Annotated in this window: 21 protein-coding genes; 13 read left to right on the top strand and 8 right to left on the bottom strand. The window is 42.2% G+C overall.

Translation table 11 applies throughout. The features are described 5' to 3' along the window. Window positions 1-2: 2 nt before the first annotated feature. Genes ACH784_RS04925 through ACH784_RS04910 form a run of 4 tightly spaced genes read left to right on the top strand, consistent with a single transcriptional unit; the run spans window position 3 to window position 4,796 of the window. On the top strand, window positions 3-1,889 hold the full coding sequence (locus ACH784_RS04925) for a VWA domain-containing protein (protein WP_404395191.1): 1,887 nt from the start codon (window positions 3-5) through the stop codon (window positions 1,887-1,889). After that, complete coding sequence (locus tag ACH784_RS04920; protein WP_404393880.1) at window positions 1,883-3,514, top strand: BatD family protein; 1,632 nt, start codon at window positions 1,883-1,885, stop codon at window positions 3,512-3,514. Before ACH784_RS04925 ends, ACH784_RS04920 begins: the two co-directional genes overlap by 7 nt. A 53-nt stretch (window positions 3,515-3,567) precedes the next feature. Next, window positions 3,568-4,083 carry a sigma-70 family RNA polymerase sigma factor gene (locus tag ACH784_RS04915; RefSeq protein WP_058030590.1) on the top strand — a complete coding sequence of 172 codons (516 nt, stop codon included), beginning with the start codon at window positions 3,568-3,570 and terminating at the stop codon, window positions 4,081-4,083. After that, the gene (locus tag ACH784_RS04910; RefSeq protein ID WP_404393879.1) at window positions 4,083-4,796 is read left to right on the top strand and encodes a DUF3379 family protein; all 714 of its coding nucleotides are present in this window, start codon (window positions 4,083-4,085) and stop codon (window positions 4,794-4,796) included. The genes ACH784_RS04915 and ACH784_RS04910 overlap by 1 nt, the downstream gene beginning before the upstream one ends. A 54-nt stretch (window positions 4,797-4,850) precedes the next feature. On the opposite strand, the gene ACH784_RS04905 is transcribed toward ACH784_RS04910, so the two are convergent. The 3 genes from ACH784_RS04905 to dinB all read right to left on the bottom strand — a co-directional run bounded on the left by ACH784_RS04905 (window position 4,851) and on the right by dinB (window position 9,718). Beyond that, window positions 4,851-6,383 carry a M17 family metallopeptidase gene (locus tag ACH784_RS04905; RefSeq protein ID WP_404393878.1) on the bottom strand — a complete coding sequence of 511 codons (1,533 nt, stop codon included), beginning with the start codon at window positions 6,381-6,383 and terminating at the stop codon, window positions 4,851-4,853. 73 nt (window positions 6,384-6,456) lie between these two features. Continuing rightward, the gene (locus ACH784_RS04900; protein ID WP_404393877.1) at window positions 6,457-8,148 is read right to left on the bottom strand and encodes a carbon starvation protein A; all 1,692 of its coding nucleotides are present in this window, start codon (window positions 8,146-8,148) and stop codon (window positions 6,457-6,459) included. A 511-nt stretch (window positions 8,149-8,659) separates the two neighbouring features. After that, the gene (dinB, locus tag ACH784_RS04895; RefSeq protein WP_404393876.1) at window positions 8,660-9,718 is read right to left on the bottom strand and encodes a DNA polymerase IV; all 1,059 of its coding nucleotides are present in this window, start codon (window positions 9,716-9,718) and stop codon (window positions 8,660-8,662) included. A 156-nt stretch (window positions 9,719-9,874) separates the two neighbouring features. Between dinB and ACH784_RS04890 the strand changes: the two genes are divergently transcribed. The 8 genes from ACH784_RS04890 (at window position 9,875) to ACH784_RS04855 (ending at window position 18,195) form a co-directional block, all read left to right on the top strand. After that, window positions 9,875-10,927, top strand: coding sequence for an aldo/keto reductase (locus ACH784_RS04890; RefSeq protein WP_404393875.1), 1,053 nt, complete (start codon window positions 9,875-9,877; stop codon window positions 10,925-10,927). Window positions 10,928-11,055: 128 nt separating this feature from the next. Continuing rightward, window positions 11,056-11,565, top strand: coding sequence for an NUDIX hydrolase (locus ACH784_RS04885; protein ID WP_404393874.1), 510 nt, complete (start codon window positions 11,056-11,058; stop codon window positions 11,563-11,565). A 61-nt stretch (window positions 11,566-11,626) separates the two neighbouring features. Beyond that, window positions 11,627-11,896, top strand: coding sequence for a hypothetical protein (locus ACH784_RS04880; RefSeq protein WP_404393873.1), 270 nt, complete (start codon window positions 11,627-11,629; stop codon window positions 11,894-11,896). A 235-nt stretch (window positions 11,897-12,131) separates the two neighbouring features. After that, window positions 12,132-12,320, top strand: a complete 189-nt coding sequence (locus ACH784_RS04875) for a PA3496 family putative envelope integrity protein (protein ID WP_404393872.1) — start codon at window positions 12,132-12,134, stop codon at window positions 12,318-12,320. 128 nt (window positions 12,321-12,448) lie between these two features. Further along, on the top strand, window positions 12,449-13,270 hold the full coding sequence (locus ACH784_RS04870) for a hypothetical protein (RefSeq protein WP_404393871.1): 822 nt from the start codon (window positions 12,449-12,451) through the stop codon (window positions 13,268-13,270). A gap of 227 nt (window positions 13,271-13,497) precedes the next feature. After that, window positions 13,498-14,259: a hypothetical protein gene (locus tag ACH784_RS04865; protein WP_404393870.1), complete on the top strand. Its 762-nt coding sequence runs from the start codon at window positions 13,498-13,500 to the stop codon at window positions 14,257-14,259. Window positions 14,260-14,565: 306 nt separating this feature from the next. Further along, window positions 14,566-17,247, top strand: coding sequence for a GNAT family N-acetyltransferase (locus ACH784_RS04860; RefSeq protein ID WP_404393869.1), 2,682 nt, complete (start codon window positions 14,566-14,568; stop codon window positions 17,245-17,247). Window positions 17,248-17,250: 3 nt separating this feature from the next. Next, window positions 17,251-18,195: an ion transporter gene (locus ACH784_RS04855; protein WP_404393868.1), complete on the top strand. Its 945-nt coding sequence runs from the start codon at window positions 17,251-17,253 to the stop codon at window positions 18,193-18,195. 27 nt (window positions 18,196-18,222) lie between these two features. On the opposite strand, the gene ACH784_RS04850 is transcribed toward ACH784_RS04855, so the two are convergent. Genes ACH784_RS04850 through ACH784_RS04840 form a run of 3 tightly spaced genes read right to left on the bottom strand, consistent with a single transcriptional unit; the run spans window position 18,223 to window position 23,360 of the window. Next, a complete protein-coding gene (locus ACH784_RS04850) occupies window positions 18,223-22,722 on the bottom strand; it encodes an EAL domain-containing protein (protein WP_404393867.1) in 4,500 nt (1,499 codons plus the stop codon). A gap of 21 nt (window positions 22,723-22,743) precedes the next feature. After that, entirely contained in the window at window positions 22,744-23,148 is a 405-nt protein-coding gene (locus tag ACH784_RS04845; RefSeq protein WP_404393866.1) for a GNAT family N-acetyltransferase, read from the bottom strand. A 5-nt stretch (window positions 23,149-23,153) separates the two neighbouring features. After that, window positions 23,154-23,360: a DUF3283 family protein gene (locus ACH784_RS04840; RefSeq protein WP_404393865.1), complete on the bottom strand. Its 207-nt coding sequence runs from the start codon at window positions 23,358-23,360 to the stop codon at window positions 23,154-23,156. A 112-nt stretch (window positions 23,361-23,472) separates the two neighbouring features. On the opposite strand from ACH784_RS04840, the gene ACH784_RS04835 reads away from it, so the two are divergent. Further along, window positions 23,473-24,159 (top strand): hypothetical protein, encoded by a 687-nt coding sequence (locus ACH784_RS04835; protein ID WP_404393864.1) that lies wholly within the window; start codon window positions 23,473-23,475, stop codon window positions 24,157-24,159. Between the two features lie 14 nt (window positions 24,160-24,173). Here ACH784_RS04835 and ACH784_RS04830 read toward each other — a convergent pair whose 3' ends face one another. Then, on the bottom strand, window positions 24,174-24,416 hold the full coding sequence (locus tag ACH784_RS04830) for a DUF1289 domain-containing protein (RefSeq protein ID WP_404393863.1): 243 nt from the start codon (window positions 24,414-24,416) through the stop codon (window positions 24,174-24,176). 168 nt (window positions 24,417-24,584) lie between these two features. Continuing rightward, the gene (locus ACH784_RS04825; protein ID WP_404393862.1) at window positions 24,585-25,685 is read right to left on the bottom strand and encodes a 1-acyl-sn-glycerol-3-phosphate acyltransferase; all 1,101 of its coding nucleotides are present in this window, start codon (window positions 25,683-25,685) and stop codon (window positions 24,585-24,587) included. Between the last annotated feature and the right edge of the window lie 81 nt (window positions 25,686-25,766).

Genomic DNA, 25,766 nt, shown 5'->3' with positions numbered 1-25,766 from the left:
TGATGGAATTTGAATTTTTAAGGCCCCTACTGTTACTTTTGATTATCCCTTGGGCCATTTTAACTACGGTACAAGTGCTAAATAAAAGCCGTAACAATAAATCTGGATTAATTGCGCCGCATTTAGCCCATGCGATACTAACCGAAGGTAAAGCAAGCAAACAAGCTAACCCGTGGCTGCTGGCGCTATTTACCTTGTTATGCATTATTTTTATTGCAGGCCCTAGCTTTGAAAAACAAGAAGTGCCGGTATTTAAGTCAAAACAAGCGCGTGTGGTTGTGATGGACATGTCTTATTCGATGTTTTCCACCGACATTAAACCCGACCGACTCACTCAAGCGCGTTTCAAAGCACTCGATATGGTTGAGCTGTTTAAAGAAGGCGAAACCGCATTAGTTGCCTACGCAGGTGATGCGTTTACCGTGTCTCCACTGACTTCTGACGCCAGTACATTAAGTAATTTAATTCCAAGCCTTAGCCCAGAGATTATGCCTAGCAAAGGCTCAAATGTGTATGCAGGTATCGACCAAGCTATGCAACTCTTGTCTCAGGCCGGTTACTTACAAGGCGAGATTATTTTAATTACTGACGGACTTGAGCAAAGTGATGTCGACGAAGTCCGAGAAGCCATGCAAAGCAGTAAGTTTACATTAAGCATCTATGCCATCGGCACCGCTCAAGGTGCGCCGATTGCATTACCAGAAGGCGGATTTATGAAAGGCCGCAGCGGTGAAATAGTCATTCCAAGGTTGAATGTAGCGCCCCTTAGAAACCTTGCTGCCATCAGTAGTGGTCAATTTTCAGCATACACACCCGGCGCTGAAGATATTCAAGTGTTTGCGCCAACAGCGAGCTCCAACGAAGCAGATCAAAACGATGAAGAAAACAAAATACTTTGGCGTATTGATGCAGGTAAATATGGCTTAATTTTATTGATCCCATTGGCATTATTACTCCTACGTAAATCGGCCTTGGTATTGTGTGCAATGTTCTTTGTGCTGCCTCTGTCTCAACCTGTTCATGCAGCAGATTGGCAATCATGGTTTAAAAACACCGACCAAAATGCCTTATCTGCATATCAATCTAAAGAGTTTGAAAAAGCGGCTATCGCAGATAACACTGACTTAAAAGGCGCAGCACTTTATAAACAAGGCCAGTATGAGCAAGCCGCCGCCGCATTGAAGAACAGCCCTTCGGCTATTGGTCAGTACAATTATGGTAATGCCCTTGCCCAGCTTGGCAAACTGGACGAAGCCATTGCCGCTTACGAGCAAGCACTAAAGCAAAATCCTGATTTTGACCAAGCCAAAGAAAACAAAGCCCTGCTCGAGCAAATGAAGCAACAGCAAGAGCAGCAACAACAGAATCAATCTCAAGATGGAGAGAGTGATCAAGATCAGCAATCAGGTGAGCAGTCTGATCAACAAGGTCAATCAAACAAGTCTGAACAAGGTCAACAAGACCAGCAGAAAGGCGAATCTGGTGAGCAATCTGACCAGCAACAAGGCGAACAATCAGAGCAAGATGCCGAACAACAAAACTCGGGGCAGCAAAACTCTGATCAGCAGAACAAGCCTGATATGCAAGCAGACGCTCAACAGCAGCAAAATCAAGCTGAGCAAAAAGACGGCGAGCAATCTGAGCAACAAGCCCAGCCTCAGCCGCAACAAGCCACAGAAAACAATGAACAACCAGGTCAGCAGCAAATGATGCAATCGGTTCAAGCTAAGCCAATGACCCCTGAAGAAAAAGAAAAAGCGCAGCAGTTAAACCAGCTACTCAGGAAAGTACCTGATGACCCTGCCATTCTATTACGAAACAAAATGCGCTTAGAGGCCCAAAAAAGAGCCCAACAACGTCGCCTTGGAGGATCTAAACAATCATGGTAACCCGTTTTTATATTGCCTGTGTATTTTTACTGTTTAGCACAGCGAGCGTCGCTTTTGACAAGTTAACCGCATCGGTAGACAGAAACCCTGTTTTGGTGGGTGAATATTTTACGCTGACTATTTCAGCGGATGGCCGTGTATCTGGTCAGCAGCCTGATACCAGCGCTTTAGCGAGACAATTTGTGATGGGCCCAATTAATACCGGCTCAAGTACCCGCATCATCAATGGTCAAGCAAGTAGTGAAACCACTTGGCAAATGCAACTCATGTCGCGTAAAGCGGGCGACATTACGATCCCTGCTTTCACTGTTTCTGGTAAAAGTAGCGACCCAATCAAACTAAAAGTGGTTGCACGCAGTAACGATGCCGATGAACAAAAAGACATCTTTATCAAAACTGAGTTAAAGCCAAGCAAGCTGTTTGTTCAACAAGCTGGTCTTTACACAGTTAAACTTTATTTAGGTAAAGACTTATTAGACGGGCAACTATCTGCGCCCGCTATGGAAGACGCGCAAGTCACACTTCTTGGTAAGCAAAAAGAAGACTATGAAGTACTTGATGGTCGCCGCTATATGGTCATTAGCCGAGAGTATTTAGTGCAGCCTCAAAAAAGCGGTGAATATACTATTGAGCCGCCCATTTTTAATGGCCAAGTAAGAGAGAATTATCGCCGTATGTCGGTCTCAGCCATGGGCGAAGCTGAAACTATTGACGTGCAACCTGTGCCTGAAACCTACAATGGCGCATGGTTACCCAGTGAATTAGTCAATTTAAGTGAAGAGTTTCAGCCTATCTCTGATGAAGTCGTGGTTGGTACACCCATCACGCGTACTATCACCCTGACTGCATTAGGCGTGACCAAAGAGCAGTTGCCTGAAATTCGATTACCAGAAGTCGATGGCTTTAGAAGCTACCCAGATGAGAGCGAGCGTAATCAACTTGCGCGTGATGGTCGTGTTATCTCTCAACTTGTTAGCTCTTACGCGTTGGTGCCACAAACACCGGGCACTTACACCCTACCTGAAGTAAAACTGCCTTGGTTCAATACAGTGATTAACCGTGTGCAATATGCAACCTTGCCAGCTCGTACACTGACCGTTATTGCTGATCCGAATCAAACTGCGCCAGCTATACCAAACATGACAGCACCACTGCAAAATCAACAGGCAATCGAGCCAACGATTGTTGAAGTTCCCGTTGAAAAGACATTGCTTGATTGGGGCATTTTGGTATCGGGCTATGTGCTTTGGATTTTCACTTTGATTTTTGTTTGGCTTGGTTTTATCGGTCGAAAAAAACCAGCGATTGAAACTCAAACCAATGACACATTTAAACCAAGAATGAGTTTGAGCTTGCTAACACAAGCGGCTAAAGCGAACGATAAAGCGCGATTTTATCAGTTGTTGAGTGAGTTTGTTACTACTGAGCTCACTACAACCTCTTTTAGCCAGTGGCTAAAAGAGTTAGATAACGCTGAGCTAAAAGCAGAAATTGTAAACTTACAAGCAGCCCTTTATAGTGAAGGGACGGCTTCTGCAAATCTTGAGAAAATTGCTAAGCTCATATCTCAAATTGAGAAAAACCAAGCAGATCAGAAACGTAGCTCGCTACAGCCTCTGTACTGAAATTTTTTATAAAAAGTGTGTAAGAAAAACTTACTTACTAAGGTCTATTGGGTATGACCAAAAAACAACAACGCTACGAAGAGTTGGTTAAGCAGTATCAGACGGAGCTTTATCGCTTTGCCTACTGGCTTAGCAAAGATCCGACCGTAGCAGAAGACTTAGTACAAGAGACGTTTTTGCGTGCGTGGCGAGCTTTAGATTCTTTACAAGATGAGAAAGCGGTAAAACCTTGGTTATTAACCATAGTACGTCGCGAAAATGCGAGACGATTTGAACGTAAACAATTCGATTATGCTGATGTCGACAACGACACCATAGTCGATAACCAAAGCACCACGTTAGATTCAGAGATGGAACAAACTGTGATCCAAAGGCAAATTAGTCAGCTCTCAATTGAATACAGAGAGCCGCTGCTTTTGCAAGTTGTCATGGGGTGCTCTGGTGATGAAATAGCTGAGATTTTAGAGCTGAACAAGAACACTGTAATGACGCGTCTTTATCGCGCACGCAACCAATTGAAAGAGGCATTAATGTCTCAACCACAAACCATGACGGGGGCCACAAACTGATGGATGAATTAGAATTTCGTCGTCGCGCATTTGCCGATCCCAACGATCCAGAAGTCATTGCGTTTGCACAGCAAAACCCTGAACATCAAAAGCTGCTAGATGAACTAATGATATTAGACGACAAAATAAATTTAGCACTTGATATACCCATGCCACCAGATCTTACTGAAAAGCTGATGACACAAACCAAAGATGCGCCTGCAAGCAATGTGACGCAGGGCTGGTTTGGCCGTTTTAACAAGCCTTTTGCGACCGCAGCATCAATCACACTAGCGGTCAGCTTATACTTCTTAAGTGTGGGAGGTTCAAATGACCTTCAAGCTGGTGAACATGCATTGGCGCATGTTTATTATGAAGTAAAAGCGCTAGAGCGCGACAAAGAGGTTGGCCTACAAGCGGTCAACGAGAAGCTTGCCATGTTAGGAGGGAAATTTGAGTCTTTACCTGGCAAAGTAACCTATGCGACTTTTTGTCATTTTAAAGGACAACGCAGTTTACACTTAATCTTTCAATCTGATCACGGCCCTGTCACTGTGTTTGTTGTACCGCACTCAGGTGACATTCAAGACAAGCAACTGGGTGATTTTAATGATGCGCGTTTTACAGGTGTGATCTCAAATGAAGATAAAGCCAACATGATTTTGGTTGCTGACAGAAATTCACCGGTCAACGACTATCAAGAGGACGTACAACAAGCGCTCCGCTGGTTATAGGCTTTATACAAAAACAAAAAAAGGCGCATAATGCGCCTTTTTACTTTTATCAATTTATAAACAGTATCTAGCAAATAAACTCGCAACTGTTGCGGCCGTTGGCTTGCCATGCTGCCAATCACCGCCTTCAACACCAGAACCTGCAATGTCCATGTGCACATAAGGTAATGGTTGCTCTGAGTCTAAGCCGTGCTTGTCTAGACCACCCACTAGCGCTAAGAACGCCATTGGGAATTGGTGACCACGTGCTGTAACCGCTGATGGCGCATTGTTACTTGAAAGTACATCATCGGCTAGCGTGCGCGGCTGAACGAAGTCGTAGTCTTCACGACGGCTACGATTTACTTCTGCTGCATCTGCCCATAAGTCACCTAAGTCAGCAATCTGGCGAGATACATTAGCTGCGCGAGCTGGACCATTCTCAACGTACGCACTGTAAGGACCCACAGCACGAGCAGCGTGACCGGTTAATGTTGCCACAGTAAATAGCTCTGGGTTTACTTCATTCTTCGCAAGGTCTTTCACTTCACTCAGTAGATCACCCATTGCCAGACGGCCTTCTGCATCTGTATTACCGATGCGAACGCGTAACCCTTCACGACATGTGATGATTTCATCTGGTACGAAACAATCAGAGCCAATTGAGTTACGAACCACTGCTAAATAAGCGATTACTTTAACGCCTTTCGGCTGGTAATCAGCTACTGCTTTCATGAAGCCAGCCACCGATGCTGCACCGCCTTTGTCACGGCTCATACCTGCCATGAAACCACCGACTTTAAGGTCTGCACCACCTGTGTCATACACTAAGCCTTTACCTACGAACAGTAAGGTTCTTTCAACGCTTCCTTCAGGCTCGTAGGTCATTTTCACAACACGAGGATGATGGCGCTCTACCGCATAAGACGCGCGCGCAACAGTCGCTAACATTGGATAGTCTGTGTTGATTGTGTCAATGCTATCGATCACTTCAACATCAACGACAGAGCCTTTTAACAGCTCAACACAGTAATCAGCAAATTTAGGTGGTGCCATACGCTCAGGCTCAGTGCCACATAAATCTCTTGCCGCATACTGACCTGCCGCAATGGCATTTAGCTGTTTAACTTGCTCTTCGCTAGCCCCCGCTAAAAATACCTGCTTAACCGGCTCGATGCTTTCGCCGTGATATTCTCTAGCTTCGAGAGGCTGCCATAACGCTTGGCACATGCCTAAAAATGCAACTTCTAAAGCTTGTGAGTAACGCGCATCATCAGAAATAGAGGCAAGCTGCAACACAGGCTGAGTAACACCTGCTGCTTTGGCTTCGGTGATAGCGCTTTTAGCTGCTTCGAAGATACGACGTACATCATCATAGTCACGTGTTAATGGCCCAGTTGGTGCCACAATAAGACGTTTGCCAGGCAAGTTCTCTGCAAATAGTAATGATGCTTTTTGTTTAATACGCGCATCAATTGCCAGTGCAGGTGCAACAATTTCATTTAGTTCTGCTTGACCTAAATCTTCAACATTGCCGGTGATCACAATGACAGCATCTGCGTCAGTTGGAAGATTACCGTTAAAAGCAATCGCGAGAGGAAAAGACATAAAAAAGGCCCTTATTGTTATTCAATTAGGGCCAATTATCGGATAAATAAAGCTGTAAAGCTATAAACTGCGATTAATTCTCAATTTCGCCTTCGTCACTGGTTTTATTCTGCTTGTGTTTGCCTATTACCGACCAAGCTTCAAGCATCACCAAGACACTGACAACCAACACAATTAAGTCTAAGACCACCAGTAACCAGTTGCCTTTCTCGTAATATTCCACCAGCTTAATTAAGCCCGCGAAGAAAGCCATCAAGATCACAAAGACCATAGGAATAAGCGTATATTTAGCTGGTCGACCTAGCTTGATTAGGTACACAGACAGCACGAGTAAAGTTAGGCTTGCTAAGATCTGGTTGGTCGAACCAAATAGCGGCCATAACACCATACCGCCCGTACCCGATGCGCCACCGGCACCGAATGCAAGCAGTAAACAACATGCTACTGCAACAAAGGTTGCGACTAAGCCATTCTTAAGCACGCTAATGTTATAAATATCGCCCCACTCTTGGATGATATATCGCTGCAAGCGCACGCCAGAATCCATGGTTGTACCCGCAAATAACACCACCATTACTGCCAGTAAAGTCGCTGCAATTTCAGCTGAAAAGCCCCAGCCTTCACTGATAAGATTTGAACCACCTGTAATAAAGGCGCTGACGCTTCCCGCCCCTAAATGGCTGTATATCTCGTGCCATTCTTCAGGTGACACAGCCAACATCACACCACTAACCGCAACTAACGTGATCAGTGCTAAACACCCTTCACCTACCGCACCTAAGTAGCCAACAAAGCGGCCATCTGTTTCTTTGTCTAACTGTTTAGAACTCGTACCCGACGACACAATACCGTGGAAGCCAGATACGGCACCACAGGCGATGGTGACAAACAACAGCGGAATAATACTCGGCGTATCGATGGCGGTTTGAGTATTAAATGCAGGCGCGGTGATATCTGGCATCACCACAAATACGGCGCCATAAAGTAACACTAGACCCACTAATAACTGCATGCCATTAATAAAGTCACGCGGCTGTAATAACATCCAAACCGGTAACAGAGAGGCAACTGCCGCATAGATGAATAAAATGACTATCCAGTTCGCTTTGTCGGTTAAGCCAAACATTTCAGTTGGTAATGACACCGGCATTTCTGCGCCCATAAAAATCGTCGCGTAAAGTACTGCAACACCAATCACACAAAGTGGAATAAGTGGGATTTGACGCTTTAATAACTGCCCGATAATAAGTGCAACAACAATGGCCGCCCAAGCAGGCACTACTGCACTCGGGTTTGCGACTAATGAGTTGGCAATAACCACACCAAATACCGCGTTAACCATAAGCAGTAATAAGAACACAACTATCATGAACAATACGCGTGTACGTTTACCTATAACGCTTTCAGATAGTGCGCCCATTGATTTGCCTTTGTGACGCGTACTGGCCCAAAGAGCGCCCATATCATGCACACCTGCAAAGAAAATCGTACCAAATACTACCCAAAGTACGGCTGGCACCCATCCCCAGTACACTGCAATGGCAGGCCCAACAATCGGTGCGGCCCCTGCTACTGACGTGAAATGGTGCCCCCAAAGTACCAGCTTATTGGTTGGCACATAATCAACCCCATCGTTAAGCTCGTGGGCCGGGGTAACAAAGTTATCGTCCATTTTAAAAATCTTCGTGGCGATGAACTTAGAATAGACAAACCAGCCAAATAGCATGCCGGCAATACCAAATAATACAATCAAAATAGACTGCATCAGATACTCCTTTTCTCAGTTTTAGTTATACGCTCACCCAACCTTAACACGAAATTTACATATTCAAATTAAGATTTTAGTCACTTTATAAATCATAGGGTTATTATGCGGTAGCACCGACTTTATGTCTGATGCGGTAATCGGTAATCGGTAATCGGTAATCGGTAATCGGTAATCGGTAATCGGTAATCGGTAATCGGTAATCGGTAATCGGTAATCGGTAAGATTTTAGTGAGCGAGATTAAAGTTAGCGAGTGAATAAGTAAAAAGCACCGTCACTCTGAATTTATTACAGAGTCTATTAGGTAAGTTGCAAAACCCATACTCTTCTCGGTAGCACCGACTTTATGTCGGGTCATTATGTGATAAGCGCTAAGCTTTAAGTTAGCGAGCGAATAAATAAAAAACCGCCACTCTAAGTTTATTAGGTGAATTGCTAAACCCTTACTCTACTCGGTAGCACCGACTTTATGTCGGGTAAATAGATAAAGAAATAACTTAGATAGAACACTTAAGAAAACAAATGCATTTGGTTTTGGCTTGTTTCTTTCGCCGATAACCCCACCTGAATGCCTATTAAACGCACGGCTTTGTGCCCCTGATTACGCTCGAGTAAATCGGTTAATAATTGGCAAAATAACGCACTGTCTAACTTATCAAACTGGCACTCTTTACTAACCAATTGAAAATCAAAGTATTTCACTTTGACACCCAATTTTATAATATGTTGCTCGTCTAGATATTTACTGGCTCGAACTTTTAACTCAGGTAATAACTGCTTGATAATACGCATTTTCAACACGTCAATATCAGCAGTGTCTTGTTCAAATGTGGTTTCTACTCCCACAGATTTGCGCACACGGTCGGTTTCGACCCGCCGCTCATCAATACCATGACACCGGCGCCACAACATATCGCCTAGTTTGCCGAACTGTTGTTTTAATAAGGTTTCATCGGCATTTTTAATATCACGACCAAATTCAAAGCCATGGGCAAGCAACTTTTGCATCGTCACTTTGCCTACACCGGGGATTTTTTTAAGTGGTAGGTCTTCAATAAATGCATCGACTTTATCTGGGGTGATCACAAACTGGCCGTTGGGCTTGTTTTCATCGCTGGCAATTTTCGCCAAAAACTTTATCGGGGCGACCCCAGCCGAGGCAGTTAAGCCCGTTTCTTTAAAAATCTCATCGCGAATTTGTTGTGCAATTAAGGTCGCGCTGCCTTTGCATTGGGTGCAATCAGTCACATCAAGGTAGGCTTCATCTAAAGACAAGGGTTCAATTAAATCAGTATAGCGAGCAAAAATAGCTCTGATCTGCTGCGAGATTTCTTTATAGAGCGACATTCTCCCCGGCACGATGCGTAAATGCGGACATAGCTTTTTCGCCTGATAATTCGACATAGCAGCACGCACCCCATATTCACGAGCAATATAGTTTGATGTCGCCAAAACCCCACGGTTACTATTGCCGCCAATCGCCATTGGCACTTTAGCCAACTCAGGATTGTCGCGCATTTCCACCGCGGCATAAAAGCAGTCCATGTCTATGTGGATAAATTTACGCATATATGAAAGACTGTATATAAACACAGTTATTATGGCGCAACTTCTGCTTTTATTGCAACTGTTACTGCGCTTTAAGATCAACTACACTAACTACTTAATAAAAAGTAATGTCTCAGTTTTTTAATACACTCTGAGCAATTAAATCAAGGAGCGCACATGCAATTTAGTCGTTTAGGCAGCAGTCAAATCGATGTTTCTCGTATTTGTCTTGGTAGTATGACATGGGGCTTACAAAACAATCAGCATGATGCCGATGAACAAATCAATTATGCCCTCAGTCAAGGTATCAACTTTATTGATACCGCTGAAATGTACGCTGTTCCACCTTCACCAGAAACCTATGGCAAAACTGAGGCCATTATTGGTAATTGGCTTGCACGTCACAAAGAAAAGCGTGAGCAAGTGGTGATTGCCACCAAAATTGCAGGCCCAGGTTTAAGCTGGGTTAGAAATGGCGGGCCTATTACACCCGATGCCATTTACAAGGCCATTGATGATTCACTAGCAAGGTTAAATACCGATTACATTGACCTTTACCAACTGCATTGGCCAAATCGTCAATCTCCGCATTTTGCACAGCACAAACCTAATGGTCACAACTTTGTAGATGTCGATACACAGGCTGAAATTGCCAGCATGGAAGCCATTCTTGAAGCGCTAACAAAGAGTATCAAAGCTGGCAAAATCCGTCATTGGGGTTTATCTGACGACACCACATGGGGCATAAACACGTATTTGCGCCTTGCTGAACAGCATAACTTAGTAAAACCTGTATCAATTCAAAACGAATTCAGCTTATTGCATGCCAAAGACTGGCCATACTTAATTGAAAACTGCTGGCATGAAGACATAGCTTACTTACCTTGGTCACCGCTAGCCGCGGGCATGCTAACCGGTAAATATTTAAATGGTGCTCGCCCAGAGGGCAGTCGTTGGACATTGGTTCAGCGCCAAGGTTTATTCAGAGACACTGAACAAGCAGGCCTTGCCACAGCTGAGTATGTGGCTTTAGCGAAAAAGCTAAATATCACCCCAGCACAACTAGCTCTTGCATGGTGCGACCAAGTCAAAGGCGTGACCTCTACAATTATTGGCGCAACCAATATGAGTCAATTAAAAGAGAACATCGCCGCATTTGATATGCCTCTTTCTGAAGAAGCATTAAATGATGTGGCTGACATATTCAGTCGCTACCCTGCGCCTTTTTAATCCGAATTTAGATTATTTTAAGGGCTCTTTCTGAGCCCTTTTGTTATTCCCAAATATTGCCTCAAAAGCTGTAATCACTCGCTCTAATCGTTATACTGGCGACCGAAATTTTAAAGGTCAGTTTTTCAATGCAGTTACTCAATACACCACCTCTCAAACCTGAAGGTTCAATCTTCACTCGTCATACCGCACGCGCCATTGTTTTAAAAGGTAACGACATTCTATTACTCTTCACAGAGCGTTATGACGATTACACGCTGCCCGGTGGTGGCGTTGATGAAAACGAAGTCATTGAAGAAGCTTTGCTACGTGAGTTACAAGAAGAAACCGGCGTTAAAAGTATTACCCAATGTAATGCATTTGGTCGATTTGAAGAAGTTCGTGCTTGGTACAAAGACGATTTCGACTATGTGCATATCGTGTCTGATTGTTATGTGTGTGAGATCTGCGGAGAATTTGATGAACCGCAAATGGAGCACTACGAAGTCGCCAACGGCATGCGCCCTGTTTGGGTCAATATTGATGATGCCATTGCACACAACAAACAAACTTTGGCGCAAAGCGAAAAGAAAGGTCTGTCGATTCAAAGAGAGATTTTTTTGTTAGAGATGATTAAAAACAAAATAAGCTGTAAGTAAAGGTCTTTACAAAAACAAAATCATCACATATTGTACCTAAGTTTTTTACAAGGAGATGAAAATGAAAAACATTTCAACACTTATTAGTTCTTTATTAATTACTGCAGCCACTGTAGCTACTTCTGTCAGTTTTGATACCTCAGCTTCGAATAACGGTACTCTTTACACTGCTTGTGAATATGAGTGGGTAGGCTCAGACCCGACTTCAGAAGGTTCTTCACGTGGATTTAACTTTGTAAATTATCACGAAGGTGATATTCAATGCCGTGGACCTATTATAGTTAATGGACATAGATATACTTTAGTAGGCCAATGGTCTGTATGGCGATAAGCTAAAGATTTCAAGTTAAAGTAAGTTTTTCAAACTTACTTTAACTTATTAGTTATAAAAAAATACAGACCCTTCATTTTTACAACCCATAAAAAAATTCTAACTTCACGATAAAAATAAATCATTTTTCAAAAATAAGATTTCACGGTAAATAGTCACTTGAAAACGTCAGAGCCAAATCCGTATGCCGAGACATTCAAAACAACTATTTATTTACCTATTTTTGGAGTGAATTGTGGGTAAGACATTTTCTTATGACGCCCTTGATAATGACGATTATGATGTAGAAGAAAGTAGCTATAACGATCGACATACACAAAGCGCAAACAAGCGAAAAGTCAAAAGAAGACTCGACGACTATTTAGAACAGCGTCAGTTACGTAAAAATCTAGGTGACGACGACTTTAATTACCTAGGTTACTAAAATTTTTAGAAAGAGGCTTAGGCCTCTTTCTCTCATTAAAACAAACTATTCTGTTTGTTCTATTTCATTCTTTGTGAACTTTTTTCATCTTTTACATTCCAATGAAACTCATTCATTGAAGAGGAAAAGTGTTGTTAAAAGGATGGCTTAAAGCACTCGCTATATCATTATTACTTCACCTCATACTTGTGTATATTTTACACAAGCGATTCGTGTTACCTATTCCACAAAAGCCACAACCTACGATGAAAACCTACCTTGTGATTGAAGCGCCTGAGAGCAAGGTCGAGCCTGAGACCAAAATAGCGCCCGAACAAGCCGAACAAGCCGAACAAGCCGAACAAGCCGAACAAGCCGAACAAGCCGAACAAGCCGAACAAGCCGAACAAGCCGAACAAGCCGAACAAGCCGAACAAGCCGAACAAGCCGAACAAGCCGAACAAGCTAATAAAAACATGGCATCTGAGCAAGCACAAGTCACTTCATCCCCCCCTGTCGTGCAAACTGAAATAATAGAAACGCAACAAGCAGCAGAAGCAATTCAAGTGCATGACACAAACAAAAATAATTTAGAAAAACCGAGGATAGATCCGTTCAAAGCACTCGATAACATCCGCTCAGGTGACCATGACTATTTCTCGTCGCCACAATCAAATAACACAGCTCAATCCGTTGACCGTTTTGGCAATGGCCGAATTTCAACACCTAAAACACACAAAGAAGCACGCGAAAATAAAGACATGCCAAAAATGGTTTATGAAGGACCAACCTATAAGGAATTCAAAAAAGGCGCGTATTGCTATAAAGAAAACCAAATAGATCCAAACAACCGTTCTATCGACTCAAGCCTGCCGACCACTTGGCAAAGCCTGCCTTATAAGTGCGATAAAGATAAAATTGAAAAAGCTTTTGATGCAGCGATGGAAAAGTGGTTGCCTAAGAAAAGATAGGTTTATTGTAAGAAGTACATTTTAAGCTAACGTGTTCTACATGAGATTTTGCTTTTATACACCGACTCAATCTTAAACCTAAGCGCCTATAAAAATCATAAATGGGATTATAAATTCTAGCGTTCGATAATTTACTCTTTTAATTCTCCTTAACTATAAAATACTTTTTCCCGTGTAAATTTTTAGATACCATAAAAGGTACAAAGAATTACAAAATCATAATAAAAATGAAATACAAAGAAGCACTCTTAATCATCAGCACCGCACTTCTTTCTGCATGCGGCTCAAAAGATAGCGATACAACGGATGTCAGCGACTTCTCTTATAACGTTACATTAGACGTTGTAAGTGACCAAAAAAACTCAACGAGTGATATAGGCCTAAGTCAGTCAGTAGACTTATACTCGAAAGATGGTGCGCGGATAAAATTGAATAATGGAGATCAGTTTAACATTATATTAAATAATCAAGTTCATCGAGGTGAGAATTTTGTAAAATCTTTACCAACTGAAACTGTATGCTGTGTCGTTGAGGGTGAGCCTTCAACCATGATCAAAACTGACGAAGAACATATACTTCAAGCGGAGTTTGTAAGAAATAATGAAGTGACAGATTCTTTTGAACTTTCTATTCCACAAGTACCAAACTTTATCGACATTGCTGACACTACTTTTGTTTATAACCTCAATGAAGGACAAGATATAAAGATTGAATGGGAAGCGCAATCAGAAAACTTTTCTGACATTTCGTTTGAAGACCCTTCTTTCTGCATTGATATTGAAACGAACTTCTTCAACCTCGAACCTAACCAAACCTCAGTCACATTACCTGTGAAAAATAAAGATATATGCGGTGTAGAAGAGTTTTCAGTAACAATCTTAGGCGCAGTGACTTCGAGTGGAACTAAGGAAACTGAACTCACTAATGCACCTGTAAGCTTTTTAATTACCCATGAAAAGAAAGTCGAGTTTAAGGTTAAATTTAATTAATTGGCATACCCGAGATTTATTAGTACTTTTTAGAACTAGGTACTCGTTTTTTCATCAGATTTCTGATTAATCATAACCCCACTTTTTCAGTGGGGTTTATTTTTTAAAACAAAATTTCATGTCCATCCCTTTATTTTCTTCAGAAAGGCCCGTTTTAAGATAAAAAACCAAATAGATTCAAATAAACTCTCGAGAATTAGACTTTGGTATAAAGTCAGTTATTTAATGACAACGCTAACTTAAATCAACTTTTCTGTGCCCTGTTACGTGTTAAAGTTATAAAAAATGTTTGGTAAGGAACAGAAGATGAGTGTTAAGCGGATCAGCCAGTTTTTTAATCCTAAGTCAGTTGCAGTCATAGGTGCTTCAAATAACGCGGGGCGAGCAGGCTTTGTGGTCATGCGCAACTTACTTCAAGGTGGCTTTAAAGGGCCGATCATGCCTGTTTCTCCAAAGCATAAAGCGGTGCATGGTGTGCTTGCCTACAGCAACATTAAAGCGCTGCCGCAAACACCTGATCTTGCTGTTATCTGTACCAACAAAAATACCTTAGAGCAGATCATCATCGAACTCGGTGAGCTTGGCTGTCAACATGCGATTATTATTGCCTCGGGTGCAAACCAAGCCCAAAAGACGGCCCTCAAACAAATCGCAAAAGAAGCGGGCGTGACTCTACTTGGACCCAACTGTTTAGGCTTACTTATTCCTCACTTAGGTTTAAATGCCAGCTTTTCGCATACTGTCGCTGAGCCAGGCAAATTGGCGTTTATTTCACAATCGGCTGCGGTATGCTCGACCATTTTAGATTGGGCGCAGAATAAACGTATTGGCTTTTCGTACTTTATTTCTGTCGGCGACTGTATTGATATCGACTTTGATGAGTTACTGGACTTTTTAGGCCGAGATGCGAAAACCCGCGCGATATTACTGTATATCGATAACATTGATGACGTTCGCCGTTTTATTTCAGCCGCACGAGCCGCTGCATTCAGTAAACCTGTATTGGTAATTAAAACAGGTCGCACCCGCGCTGGTGCAGAGGCTGCGTATATTCATACTGGCGATCAAAGCAGTGACGATGCGGTGTACGATGCCATGTTCCAACGTGCGGGTATGCTAAGGGTAAATGATTTACGTGAGCTCTTTGCTGCCACTCAAACCTTGGCGCTTCACCCTAAACTGTTACAAGTAGAACAGTTGACCATTCTCACCAATGGCGGCGGCCCGGGTATTATGGCCGTTGATACACTTTTACAAGGCTCAGGAAAACTGGCTGAGCTGAGTGATCAAACTCGTGAAGCATTAAATAAAGTCATTCCTCAGGCTGAGAAAATCTATAACCCCGTCGATTTATTTGGTGACTCATCACCAAAACGCTACCAACAAGCGCTGGAGATATTACTTAAAGCGCCTGAAGTAAAAAACTTATTGATCATCCACACGCCTTCAGCCCTTGCACCGAGCGAAGAATACGCAGAGATCATTGCCAACGCCTTAGAAAAAATTACAAAAATGGCTCGTCCTTATGTCATGACCGTATTTATGGGTGAGTATGCGGCTTATGAAGCGCGCTATGTGTGTGCGGAACATTCAATTCCGACCTACCGCACACCCGAAGGCGCTGTTGGCGCATTTATGCACTTAGTGAGCTATCGCCGTAACCAAAAGCATTTAACACAAACGCCGGAGTCGATCAGTAGCGACCTATTAATCAATAGCCAAGCGGCAAAGCATGAGATTGCAGAGTTTATCGCTGAAGGCCATACTCACTTATCAACACACCTTGCCAGTAAAGTTTTATCTCACTATTCAATTGAGTGTATTCAAACTGAAATTGCGCTCACACCAAGCGAAGCAAAAGAGCAAGCTGAGCGACTTGGCTTTCCTGTGGCGTTAAAGCTTATCAGTCCGTCTATTCCTTCAAAGTCTGAAGTGGGTGGCGTGGTACTGAATTTAAATGATGGCAATGAAGTCGAGCAAAATGCCTTTGCCATCTTGCTACGTATTAAAGAAGCCTACCCGGATGCCATTATTGAAGGTTTTTCATTGCAGCGTATGGCGCCAAGAGCGGGGGCACAAGAGCTGCGTATTGCCATCAAAACCGAGCCAGGCTTTGGTCCTGTCATATTATTAGGTGAAGCGGGTACAGGTCTTGAGTTCTCTCAAGCAGCGGTAGCCCTCCCTCCACTTAATATGAACTTGGCAAAATATTTAATCGCCGCAGCGCAAGACAAGGGCGTGCTAAAAGAGCGCACCCTACCTGATAAGGTTGATAAATATCGTCTATGTGCCCTACTGACCCGTATTTCACAATTATTGGTTGATCAACCCGATATTTATAATTTAGAGCTTAACCCTGTGCTTGCCAGTGAAGGGCAATTTTTAGTGCTAGACGCCGCGATACAGCTTCGCCCTTATCAGGCCAAAGCCAATCGTAAACGTTTAGCTATTAAGCCTTACCCGAAAGAGTGGGAGCAAAAAGTAACCTTAAAAGATGGCCAAGCTGCTGTTTTAAGACCCATTCGTCCTGAAGACGAACGCGCACACCAAGAGTTTGATCAATCGCTGACAAAAGAAGACAGATACAAACGCTTCTTTGGTGAATTGCCTGAGTTCAACCATGAGCAATTGGCTAAAATGACGCAGATTGATTACGACCGTGAAATGGCGTTTATTGTCTCTGCCCCGCACAAAAGCGCTTATCGCACGCTGGGAGTATCTCGCGTATTAATGGACCCTGATAACCTGTCTGCAGAATTTGCTGTTGTCGTTCGCTCAGGAAGCCAAGGTCTAGGACTTGGAAAACTGCTTATGAATGCAGCCATAGAGTACTGCCGCAGCCAAGGTGTGGGTATTGTTGAAGGGATAACTTTACCCGAAAATACCGGCATGATTGAGCTTTCTAAGCGCCTAGGCTTTAAAGTAACTCGTGACTTTGAAGAGGGAACCATTAATATGGTTTTGAAGTTAGATGAATCACAACAATAAATTATGCTAACAACCAGACAAAAAGTTGCTGAATTACTTGAAAGTAGCGGCCGTCACCAAAAAGCCGGTCACATACTCGATGTATTTTTGATCTGTTTAATCATGGTTAATGTGATCGCCATTGTTTTAGAGTCAGTCGCGTCACTTGCTCAGGCTTATCACACTGTGTTTCTCGCCATTGAAGTTGGCTCTGTCGCAGTGTTTACCATCGAGTATATTGCTCGTATATGGTCTTGTGTAGAAAAGGTTGAATACAAACAGATCCATGACTCTAATACACAAAAGCGCTTAAAGTACGCACTCTCTCCGCTTGCCGTTATCGACTTATTGGCTATTGCACCTACTCTACTGATGATGTTCTTCACCTTTGATTTAAGGTTCTTGCGCGTCATTCGATTATTAAGAATATTCAAACTCACCCGTTATTCTAAAGCCATGCAGTTATTACTGGCGGCATTTAAAGAAGAAGCCAGCAGTTTAATGGCGGCCTTTTTTATTATGTCTGTGGTGCTGATCATGGCGTCATGCGGTATTTATCTTATTGAGCACGATGTTCAACCTGATAAGTTTGGCTCAATACCCGATGCTATGTGGTGGGCAATGGCCACCCTTACCACAGTGGGTTACGGTGATGTGGTGCCAATTACACCACTAGGACGCTTTTTTGGAGGGGTCATTACCATGTTAAGCATGGGCATGGTCGCCATACCAACCGGTTTATTGGCATCGAGTTTTGCAGAGCAATTACGTAAGCGCCGCGAAGTCTTTCATGAAGCGGTGTTACACAGTTTAATAGACGGTCATGTCGATGAAGAAGAACGCGCGCATCTTGAGGCTCTGAGAGTCGAATTAGGCTTAAGCGCAGCAGAAGCTAATCAAGCAATCAAAGTCATGACAAGCAAACGGGTGCATAGCCAATATTGCAGACACTGTGGCCACAAGCTTTAAGGCCACAGTAACAAAGCCCAACACGCCCTACTGTGCTAATTCAATGTCTTCAGGTGTGAATACGTGCCACGCTTGGTTTAATAACTCTGACACATAATCTCCCGTAACCGCTTCGCCGTAAATCGGTCCTTGGAAAATATGACAACCAATTTCTATAAGCGTATTTACCTGCTCACCATTTTGCACGCCCTCTGCGATACAGCGTTTATCTAGAAGATTTGCAACACTAATTACCGCATGAGCAATGATGGCTTGTTCACCCTCTTTTTGATTGATAAGCGTGGGTGCTATTTTGAATGCATCGACAGGTAAACTTTGCAATGAAGCCAGAGAAGCAAATTCAGAGCCAAAACCATTAATGTGTAACTGGCAGCCAATAGATTTTAGCTGTGTCATAAGGTGAATCGTTTGCTCTGAATTAACCACTGTCAGCGCTTCTGTAATTTCAAACACCACATGCTTGGCACTGACATTACAACGAGAAATCACATTAGCAATACGGCTTAACAAATCACTTTGCACTAAATCCGCAGCGGTTAGATTTATCGCCAAATAAAGCTCTGGGTGTTGTAAATGCCATTGCTTTAATTCTATTAAGCCCGCACTTAAAGCTTGCAGTAATAAGCGATGACTTGCACCTATTTGCTTGGCAACCGCATTCACATCTTGCTTAGAATAATTATCAAGAGATGGCCATTTTAATGAAACCTCAAGCCCTTCTACCTGTTTCGTTTGATAGTTCAAAATAGGTTGATACTGATTTACAAAATTACCATCTTTTAACGATGTCATCAGCGTTTGTTCTATCGCAAAAATACGCTCGGCTCTGGTTTGCATAGCTCGAGTAAAGAACTGGTAATCACGGCCATGCTCATCCATGGCATGATTAAGAGCCATTCTCGCTTTTTGACATAATTCGTCTGCATTCTCAGCATCTTCTGGAAAGCTAGCAACCCCAATAAAAGGAGCAAGTTGAATGTTATGGCCGTCTATCATTTGGGCCTGTTCAAACTGCTGTTTAATTTTGGCAATACATTGAGTGACTTGAGCTGGTTCTTCTAACCTTTCTAGTAACACCATAAATTCACGTCCATTTGCAAAGGCAAGGTTAACCTGCTGCCCAAGACTCACTGTGAGTTGCTTAGCAATATGCTTTATTAAGCTTTCAAAAAACTGTTTACCGTAAATGTCGTAGAAGTGCTTTAGTCTATCGACTCTAACAGCCATAACTGCCAAGCTTTTTCCTGGTTCTTTTTGGCTAATCGCATGCTCTACCCAATCAATAAACCGTGCTTTACTCGCTAACTGAGTGACCGCATTTATATTTTCTGACTGCTGTATGGCGCGCTCAGACTCTTTTTGAGCACTGATATCTGTTAAAGCAACAACGTAGTTACTCAACTCTCCATGGCCATCAGATACCGCAGTTACCTTGATAAGTACATGACATTGCTTGCCATTAGCTAAACCAACACGCTCTTCACCAACAAAGTGCTCTGAAACCTTAAGCTGGCTGATCTTACGCAAGTAATGCATACGCGTGGCAATCGGTAAGCCAAAGTTCAATGAAGAACTCGACTTAGGCTCTTCTGCAATATTAAAAGCTTGCTGTATTGCTGCATTACAAGCTTTGATCCTAAGCTGCCTATCGAGAATAAATACCCAATCTCGTGCTTGTTCAAAAGCAGCACCGAATAGTCTTGCTCGCTCAGCAAACATTTTTTCTCGAGTTAAGTTAGTGTATGTACCTGTGACACGCTCTGGCACATCACTGGTCCAAGCCATCACTTTGCCTGAGTCTTTATACCAGCGCCAATGTCCATCTTTGTGTTGTAAGCGATAAGTGCAATTGAAATAGCCTTTATTTGTTGTAACAAATTCAAGCCATTCAAGCCTGAACATAGTACGCTCTTGCGGGTGAATTTTTTGCAGATATTCATCTAATGTGACGGCCTCGTTATGGTAGCCAAGCTCTGCAATAAGTCTTGGTTGATAGATCAAGTGGTGATCTAACTGCCAATCCCATACGCCCGAATCACTACTTTCGAGCGCGAGTTTTAGTCGCATTTCACTATTTTGGGTTTCTTTATGCGCTGCTAGAAGTATTTGTTCGATACGCTGCTTACGACGTAGCCAAAGTGCAAATAGCACTGTAATAATGAAAACATAACTCGCAATGGCTAACGGTGAACGCCAAATAGGGTAATGCACTTTTATGCTCAATGACGCAGGGGGAGTATAGTCGCCGGTGAGCGGATCTTTCGCCCATATTTTTAACTGATAGTTTCCTGGATTTAGCTTAGGAAAAACGACGCGATTGTTGCCTCGAGTCAGAATTCGCTGACCACCTGAGATTTGATATTCATACACGATACGATCTTGATAGATAAAACTCATCGCAGAAAATGAGACTTCTAACCCTATATCGTCATGTTCTAATTCGATTGACTCGAACACTTTAAGGCCACTATCAGTGAGCTTTCGGGACATTAATTCAACTGACGTAATATTTACTTTGTCTAGCAGGTTTTGGCTAGGTCGGTTTACTTTAGGGTCAAATATTGTAAACCCTTTCACCGAGCCATAAGCGATGTTGCCGTTTGCTAACTTTAACGCAGCACCCCCATTAAACTCATTGCTTAGCAAACCATCTCCGGTCGTGAATTGCTGCAAATGCAAGTTATCAGGGTCTAAACGCCAGATCCCTTTATGCGATGACATCCATATCATGCCTTCGTCATCTTCTTGCATGCCATACATCAAGGTGCCTAAATTATTTTCTTCTAGATCAATTGTGTGCACTCTTTCTGAGCTTTGAGGGTCAAGACCTATCAAGCCATAATTTGACAAAGACAACCACAGCACATTGTTTTTATCGATAATGTAAGACTGCACTATGATTGGGATATCTTCATGGGCATCGGGAACAGCATAGATTGTATGCAGCTTCTGAAAAATAGGATCGAATCGATAAAGCGTGCCACCAGTAAAAAATAATGGGTGCGTTGGATGGCTTGGTAACGGTTTTAAAAAAGAAAATGATAAGAATGGATCAAACTTCTCAAATTGCCCTTCTAATTTGTGTAACGTTTTGTCTTGAATGTTGTACTTGAAAAAGCCTTGCTCAGCATGGATAAAATACACAAATCCGTCTTCAGAGACATAAACGCCATAAAGCCTGTCATGCAATATTTTTGTATCTGAGTCAGTCAGCCCGACTAACTTAGTGGCTTCATCTTTAATCGGATCATAAACAAAAAAGCCTCTGTTGGTTTCTAACCACAATTTATCTTGATAAAGATGCAGGGTGTAAATCGAAAACTCTGGATAAACATCTTCACCCAAATGGCCTTTCAAGAAGATTTGCGTTTCATTCTTTTTAGGATCATAGCGGGTTAATCCATCATTGGTTGCAGCCCAAATATAGCCATCCAATTCAACCATTCGCCACACTGTATTATGCGAAAAGCCAGACCCTTTTACATTTAAGTTGCTGACATTTTTGAACCTATCAACTTGCTCTGAAAGATAAAATGCGCCATCGCTTTTAGTTGCTAACCACAAGCCCTGATGACTGTCTTTGACAATGTCTAAGATGCTACTATCGGCTAACGTAAATTCACTATTTAAGATCCTTTGATCTCGAACCTTTTCTCCCGTTTCAGGCCAAAAATGCAGTAACCCCTTGTCTGTCGCCAATAATAAATGGTCGTCTTGCGGCTCTATATCCCAGACATTAATATCAGCAAACAAGGTTTTATATTGCCAATCAAATACATTATCGCTGAATTGTTTCTCTAAATTGCTAATGTCGATTTCATACAACCCCTTCACAGCACCAAGCAATAAAGTCGAGCTATCTTTCAAGTAAAGACGTTTAGTATTACTTTGATACTCATGGGTAATTTCATCTATATAGTGAACCTTTTCAACGCGCTTCGAGCCTTGTTTATGAACATAAGCGCCATCTGATGTGGCAATAAACAAGAACTCTCCCACATTTAGCATTGCTCTGACTATGGTTCGCTGGTTATCTACTGGTAGTTTAATTTCATCAACAATATTACCGGTTTCGATATGCATTACCGCAACGTTGTCACCTCTTCCCAACCAGATATGTTCTGCATCTTTTTCTAAAATTTGAAACACCGAATAGCTGAGATAGTCCTCTTCGGTTTTTGGGGAAGGAAAATAACTTTTATAGCTGTCTGTTTTCACATCATAGCTGAACAGTCCAACATTCTGAGTGGCAATCCAGATCCTCTGTTGAGAATCTTGGTAAATTCTATTAAGAACGACTTCTTCCAGAACACCATCAGGCCCAGAAACATTGAGGACCTGATAGCCATCATAACGATTTAATCCGGCCTCTGTTGAAAGCCACAAAAAGCCTTGGCTATCGAGTAAGAGCGTGTTGACATAGCTTTGCGATAAGCCTTCAGCAGGAGATAAACGACTAACACTGGCTTGCGAGATATTGCTCAATATCAGTAATAGCCAAGTCATGACGATTGTACACAGTCTCATTTTAAATCCTTCAACAACTCTTTAATGCTGATATTTCATAGCTAGTATATCTCGTCCTTGCTGCTTATAAGCTGAAAACATAGACGCCAGTTCTGCTGGTAGCTTTTCTTCAATCTTAAAAGCCAATGCGCCATAAAATTGCGCAAGGTGGCAATAAGCAAAGGTATAAATAGGTTGTGTTTGCAGACTAAGTATTTCTTTGATAAGTCTTTGCGCGATACCTTGTCCACGATAATCTGCGTCTACAAACAGAGTGGACAAAAATAAAGAGCCTGCCCTATTTTGAATTCTACAAGCCGCAATGATCCCTTTATCTCTTACCACCCAAACCTGATCTTGCTTATTAGCTCGACCTCGAACGTTATGGACTTGATAAAACTTATTAACCAAAGGAATGGCGATTTGCTCTAGACGCTCAATCTTCACACAAATTAGCCTGCAAGCATGATACTTAAATAATACTCAAACTTTTGCTTTAAAATTTGCTGTTCCGAAAGTGGGCGATTATTGATAGTATCGTAGATCGTCTCGCGAGAATTCTTACCGCGCTTAATCTGGTAAGCCCAAAACGAGGCTTCATAGTCCAACTGAATTTGGTATTTTTCTTGTCTTGGTAATTTGCACAAGTTAAAACTCATAGTGGTATCGCTAAATTTAAGTACTTATTGATAAGACTGTGTACCATACTATTTTTGACTATAATTCGCTATATTTTGCCAAACCGTGAAATAAGATATTTAAGGAATGAATTTGTTTTTCGCACAACGATGTCTTCTTCTGCTAATGCTATTTTCATCAATGCTGCATGCAAGCACAGATAAAATAACTTTCAATCGTCCCGCCGATACTCCGCAGTCCAGATATATCGTTGAACTTATGACGCTTGCCTATAAAGAATTAGGGATCAATTTAGAACTCATTGAGTTTAATCAAGACAGTGCGCTCGTTGCAGCTAACGAAGGTTTATTAGACGGGCAGTTAGGAAAGATCTCAGGCTTAAAGCAAATGTATCCTAACCTTCACCGTATTCCGGTGCCTTTGTTTGAGTTTAAATTAAAATTAATCAGTTTCAGCAATAACCAAGTTTTAAATGACATGCCCACCTTGGTTATTCACTCCACCTATCCAGCCGCATCTCAATACTTAAAAACGACCCCTTACAAGGGCCAATTGTACAAAGTAAAGAGCGTTTCAACCTTGCTAAATTTATTAATGCAAAAACAAGTCGCTGCAGCATTAGTTATTGATTTCTATTTAGACCCTTACTTACAAAAACTACAGACTGCAGGTGTAAAGATGACAACCGTCAATTCGCAGTTTGTTTATCATTACATTCATAAAAAGCATCAACATTTAATACCTGAGTTAACAGCAACGCTCGAGCAATTTAAGGTTTCGGGAAAAATGCAAACTCTTCGCTCTAAACACAATTTATAAAACGCATTAAAATTTTAGAAATCAAAGGGAGTTTGTTGCTCGGTGTGCCCGTCGGATGATTTTTTCTTGCTGGCTAAGTAGCGTTTATAGCGTTGCTGGCACAAGGCTATCACTTTTCTTTTTTGTTGATCGGTTAATGTATTCCAAGCAAAACGCTCCTCTCTACTGCGATAACAGCCCTTGCAGTAGCCGCGATTATTAACTTGGCAGATCCCCTTACATGGACTAGGGATCTCAAAAATCTCGATTTGTTCCATCAACAAAAGTTAAAAATGTATGGTATTTAATCTATTTTTAGATTTTTTGACCTATGTTTGTCAACTAATACCACATCGCTTAATCAAGTGAGCTATTTTGAGATCGGCTTATAAAGCAATAAAAAAGGGAGCATTAAGCTCCCTTCTCAAAACCATGATAGCTAAAGTTTAGACAAACTCGCCTTTACGCTTTAGTGGCTCAGCGTACATGGCCAATATCTGTTGATGTAACTCACTTGGGATGGATTCAAGTTTAGTCTGAAACTCGCTTTTAAGCTCCGCAGATACCGCTTCTTCTTGGCCACCGGCAATGTAATTAGTTGAATGTAAATAATATTGGCTAATGATTTGTTTATCTATGCTCGCAGCCAATGCTTCTGGTGTATCACACTCTTCTGTAATTGGCGTACCAAAAGACACGTGTACATGACCTTTGTCTGAGCGCATGCCTTCGATGATGCTTTCTATGTCTTCACCTTGGGCTTTTACGTATGCACCGTGATTTTTCTTATGCACTAACTCTTTAGCTTTCGCGACTGCACACGGCTCATATTGATAAGAAATCGACACAGGCACAATTTTTAACTGCTTTACATAGTCTTCAAAAGACAGCTTTAAACGGCGACCTTGCAGTTGTAGCATTTTTAAAAGCGCAGGATCAGTTTGGTCCACGCCATCTTTCGCTCTACCTTCTTTTTGCGCAATCCAAATTGAATTACCCGTATCTAAAGAGTCGTAGATGTAAGCCGAAAGCTGGCTCAATGCTTTGAGCATTTCTTTTGGTGCTTTCACTGAGCGCTTTACGATAAAACTCTTGTTTAAGCGCATGAGTTCATTGATATAAGGCACTTGTAATAAGTTATCGCCGATTGCAATACGCACTGTTTGCATATTATGCGAGTGCAAACCCCAGTTCATGATGGCAGGATCTAGCGCAATATCGCGGTGGTTTGAGATAAATAAGTACGGGGTAGATTTATCGAGCTTTTCTAAACCAGAAAAAGTCACTTTACTGGTTGTACGCTTGATTAATAACTCTAAATAGCCCGCTACTTCTTGCTGAACTTGTTCAACCGTTGCGATATTGCCCCACTTCTTTCGTAGTTGGCTACGCACTAAAGGTCTTGCAATGAAAGGCCATTTATTTAACCAACTTGGCGCATTATGCTTGGCGATAACATCAATAAAGTCATTGTCTTCTAGAAGACGAGACAGCGCGGCTGGTACTTCTTCATCATTGTAAGGTCTTATATCTGCGTATTTATCCACAAAACTACTCATTGTTACTGGGTAAAAAAAACGACGTATTTTATCTTGCTAATCAGTCGGATGCTAAGGTTATCAACTCCG

It is taken from the genome of Pseudoalteromonas phenolica (assembly GCF_044788725.1).
In the GTDB taxonomy this organism is placed as follows: domain Bacteria; phylum Pseudomonadota; class Gammaproteobacteria; order Enterobacterales; family Alteromonadaceae; genus Pseudoalteromonas; species Pseudoalteromonas phenolica_C.
The sequence above is the reverse complement of the archived record's forward strand: the minus strand, read 5'-3'. Positions and strand labels throughout refer to the sequence as shown.

Coding starts and splice junctions, on each gene's coding strand:
- ACH784_RS04885 (WP_404393874.1), top strand. CDS start 11,056: ATGCAGTTACTCAATACACCACCTCTCAAACCTGAAGGTTCAATCTTC.
- ACH784_RS04840 (WP_404393865.1), bottom strand. CDS start 23,360: ATGAGTTTTAACTTGTGCAAATTACCAAGACAAGAAAAATACCAAATT.
- ACH784_RS04915 (WP_058030590.1), top strand. CDS start 3,568: ATGACCAAAAAACAACAACGCTACGAAGAGTTGGTTAAGCAGTATCAG.
- ACH784_RS04900 (WP_404393877.1), bottom strand. CDS start 8,148: ATGCAGTCTATTTTGATTGTATTATTTGGTATTGCCGGCATGCTATTT.
- dinB (WP_404393876.1), bottom strand. CDS start 9,718: ATGCGTAAATTTATCCACATAGACATGGACTGCTTTTATGCCGCGGTG.
- ACH784_RS04855 (WP_404393868.1), top strand. CDS start 17,251: ATGCTAACAACCAGACAAAAAGTTGCTGAATTACTTGAAAGTAGCGGC.
- ACH784_RS04925 (WP_404395191.1), top strand. CDS start 3: ATGGAATTTGAATTTTTAAGGCCCCTACTGTTACTTTTGATTATCCCT.
- ACH784_RS04860 (WP_404393869.1), top strand. CDS start 14,566: ATGAGTGTTAAGCGGATCAGCCAGTTTTTTAATCCTAAGTCAGTTGCA.
- ACH784_RS04910 (WP_404393879.1), top strand. CDS start 4,083: ATGGATGAATTAGAATTTCGTCGTCGCGCATTTGCCGATCCCAACGAT.
- ACH784_RS04890 (WP_404393875.1), top strand. CDS start 9,875: ATGCAATTTAGTCGTTTAGGCAGCAGTCAAATCGATGTTTCTCGTATT.
- ACH784_RS04920 (WP_404393880.1), top strand. CDS start 1,883: ATGGTAACCCGTTTTTATATTGCCTGTGTATTTTTACTGTTTAGCACA.
- ACH784_RS04850 (WP_404393867.1), bottom strand. CDS start 22,722: ATGAGACTGTGTACAATCGTCATGACTTGGCTATTACTGATATTGAGC.
- ACH784_RS04880 (WP_404393873.1), top strand. CDS start 11,627: ATGAAAAACATTTCAACACTTATTAGTTCTTTATTAATTACTGCAGCC.
- ACH784_RS04865 (WP_404393870.1), top strand. CDS start 13,498: ATGAAATACAAAGAAGCACTCTTAATCATCAGCACCGCACTTCTTTCT.
- ACH784_RS04905 (WP_404393878.1), bottom strand. CDS start 6,383: ATGTCTTTTCCTCTCGCGATTGCTTTTAACGGTAATCTTCCAACTGAC.
- ACH784_RS04830 (WP_404393863.1), bottom strand. CDS start 24,416: ATGGAACAAATCGAGATTTTTGAGATCCCTAGTCCATGTAAGGGGATC.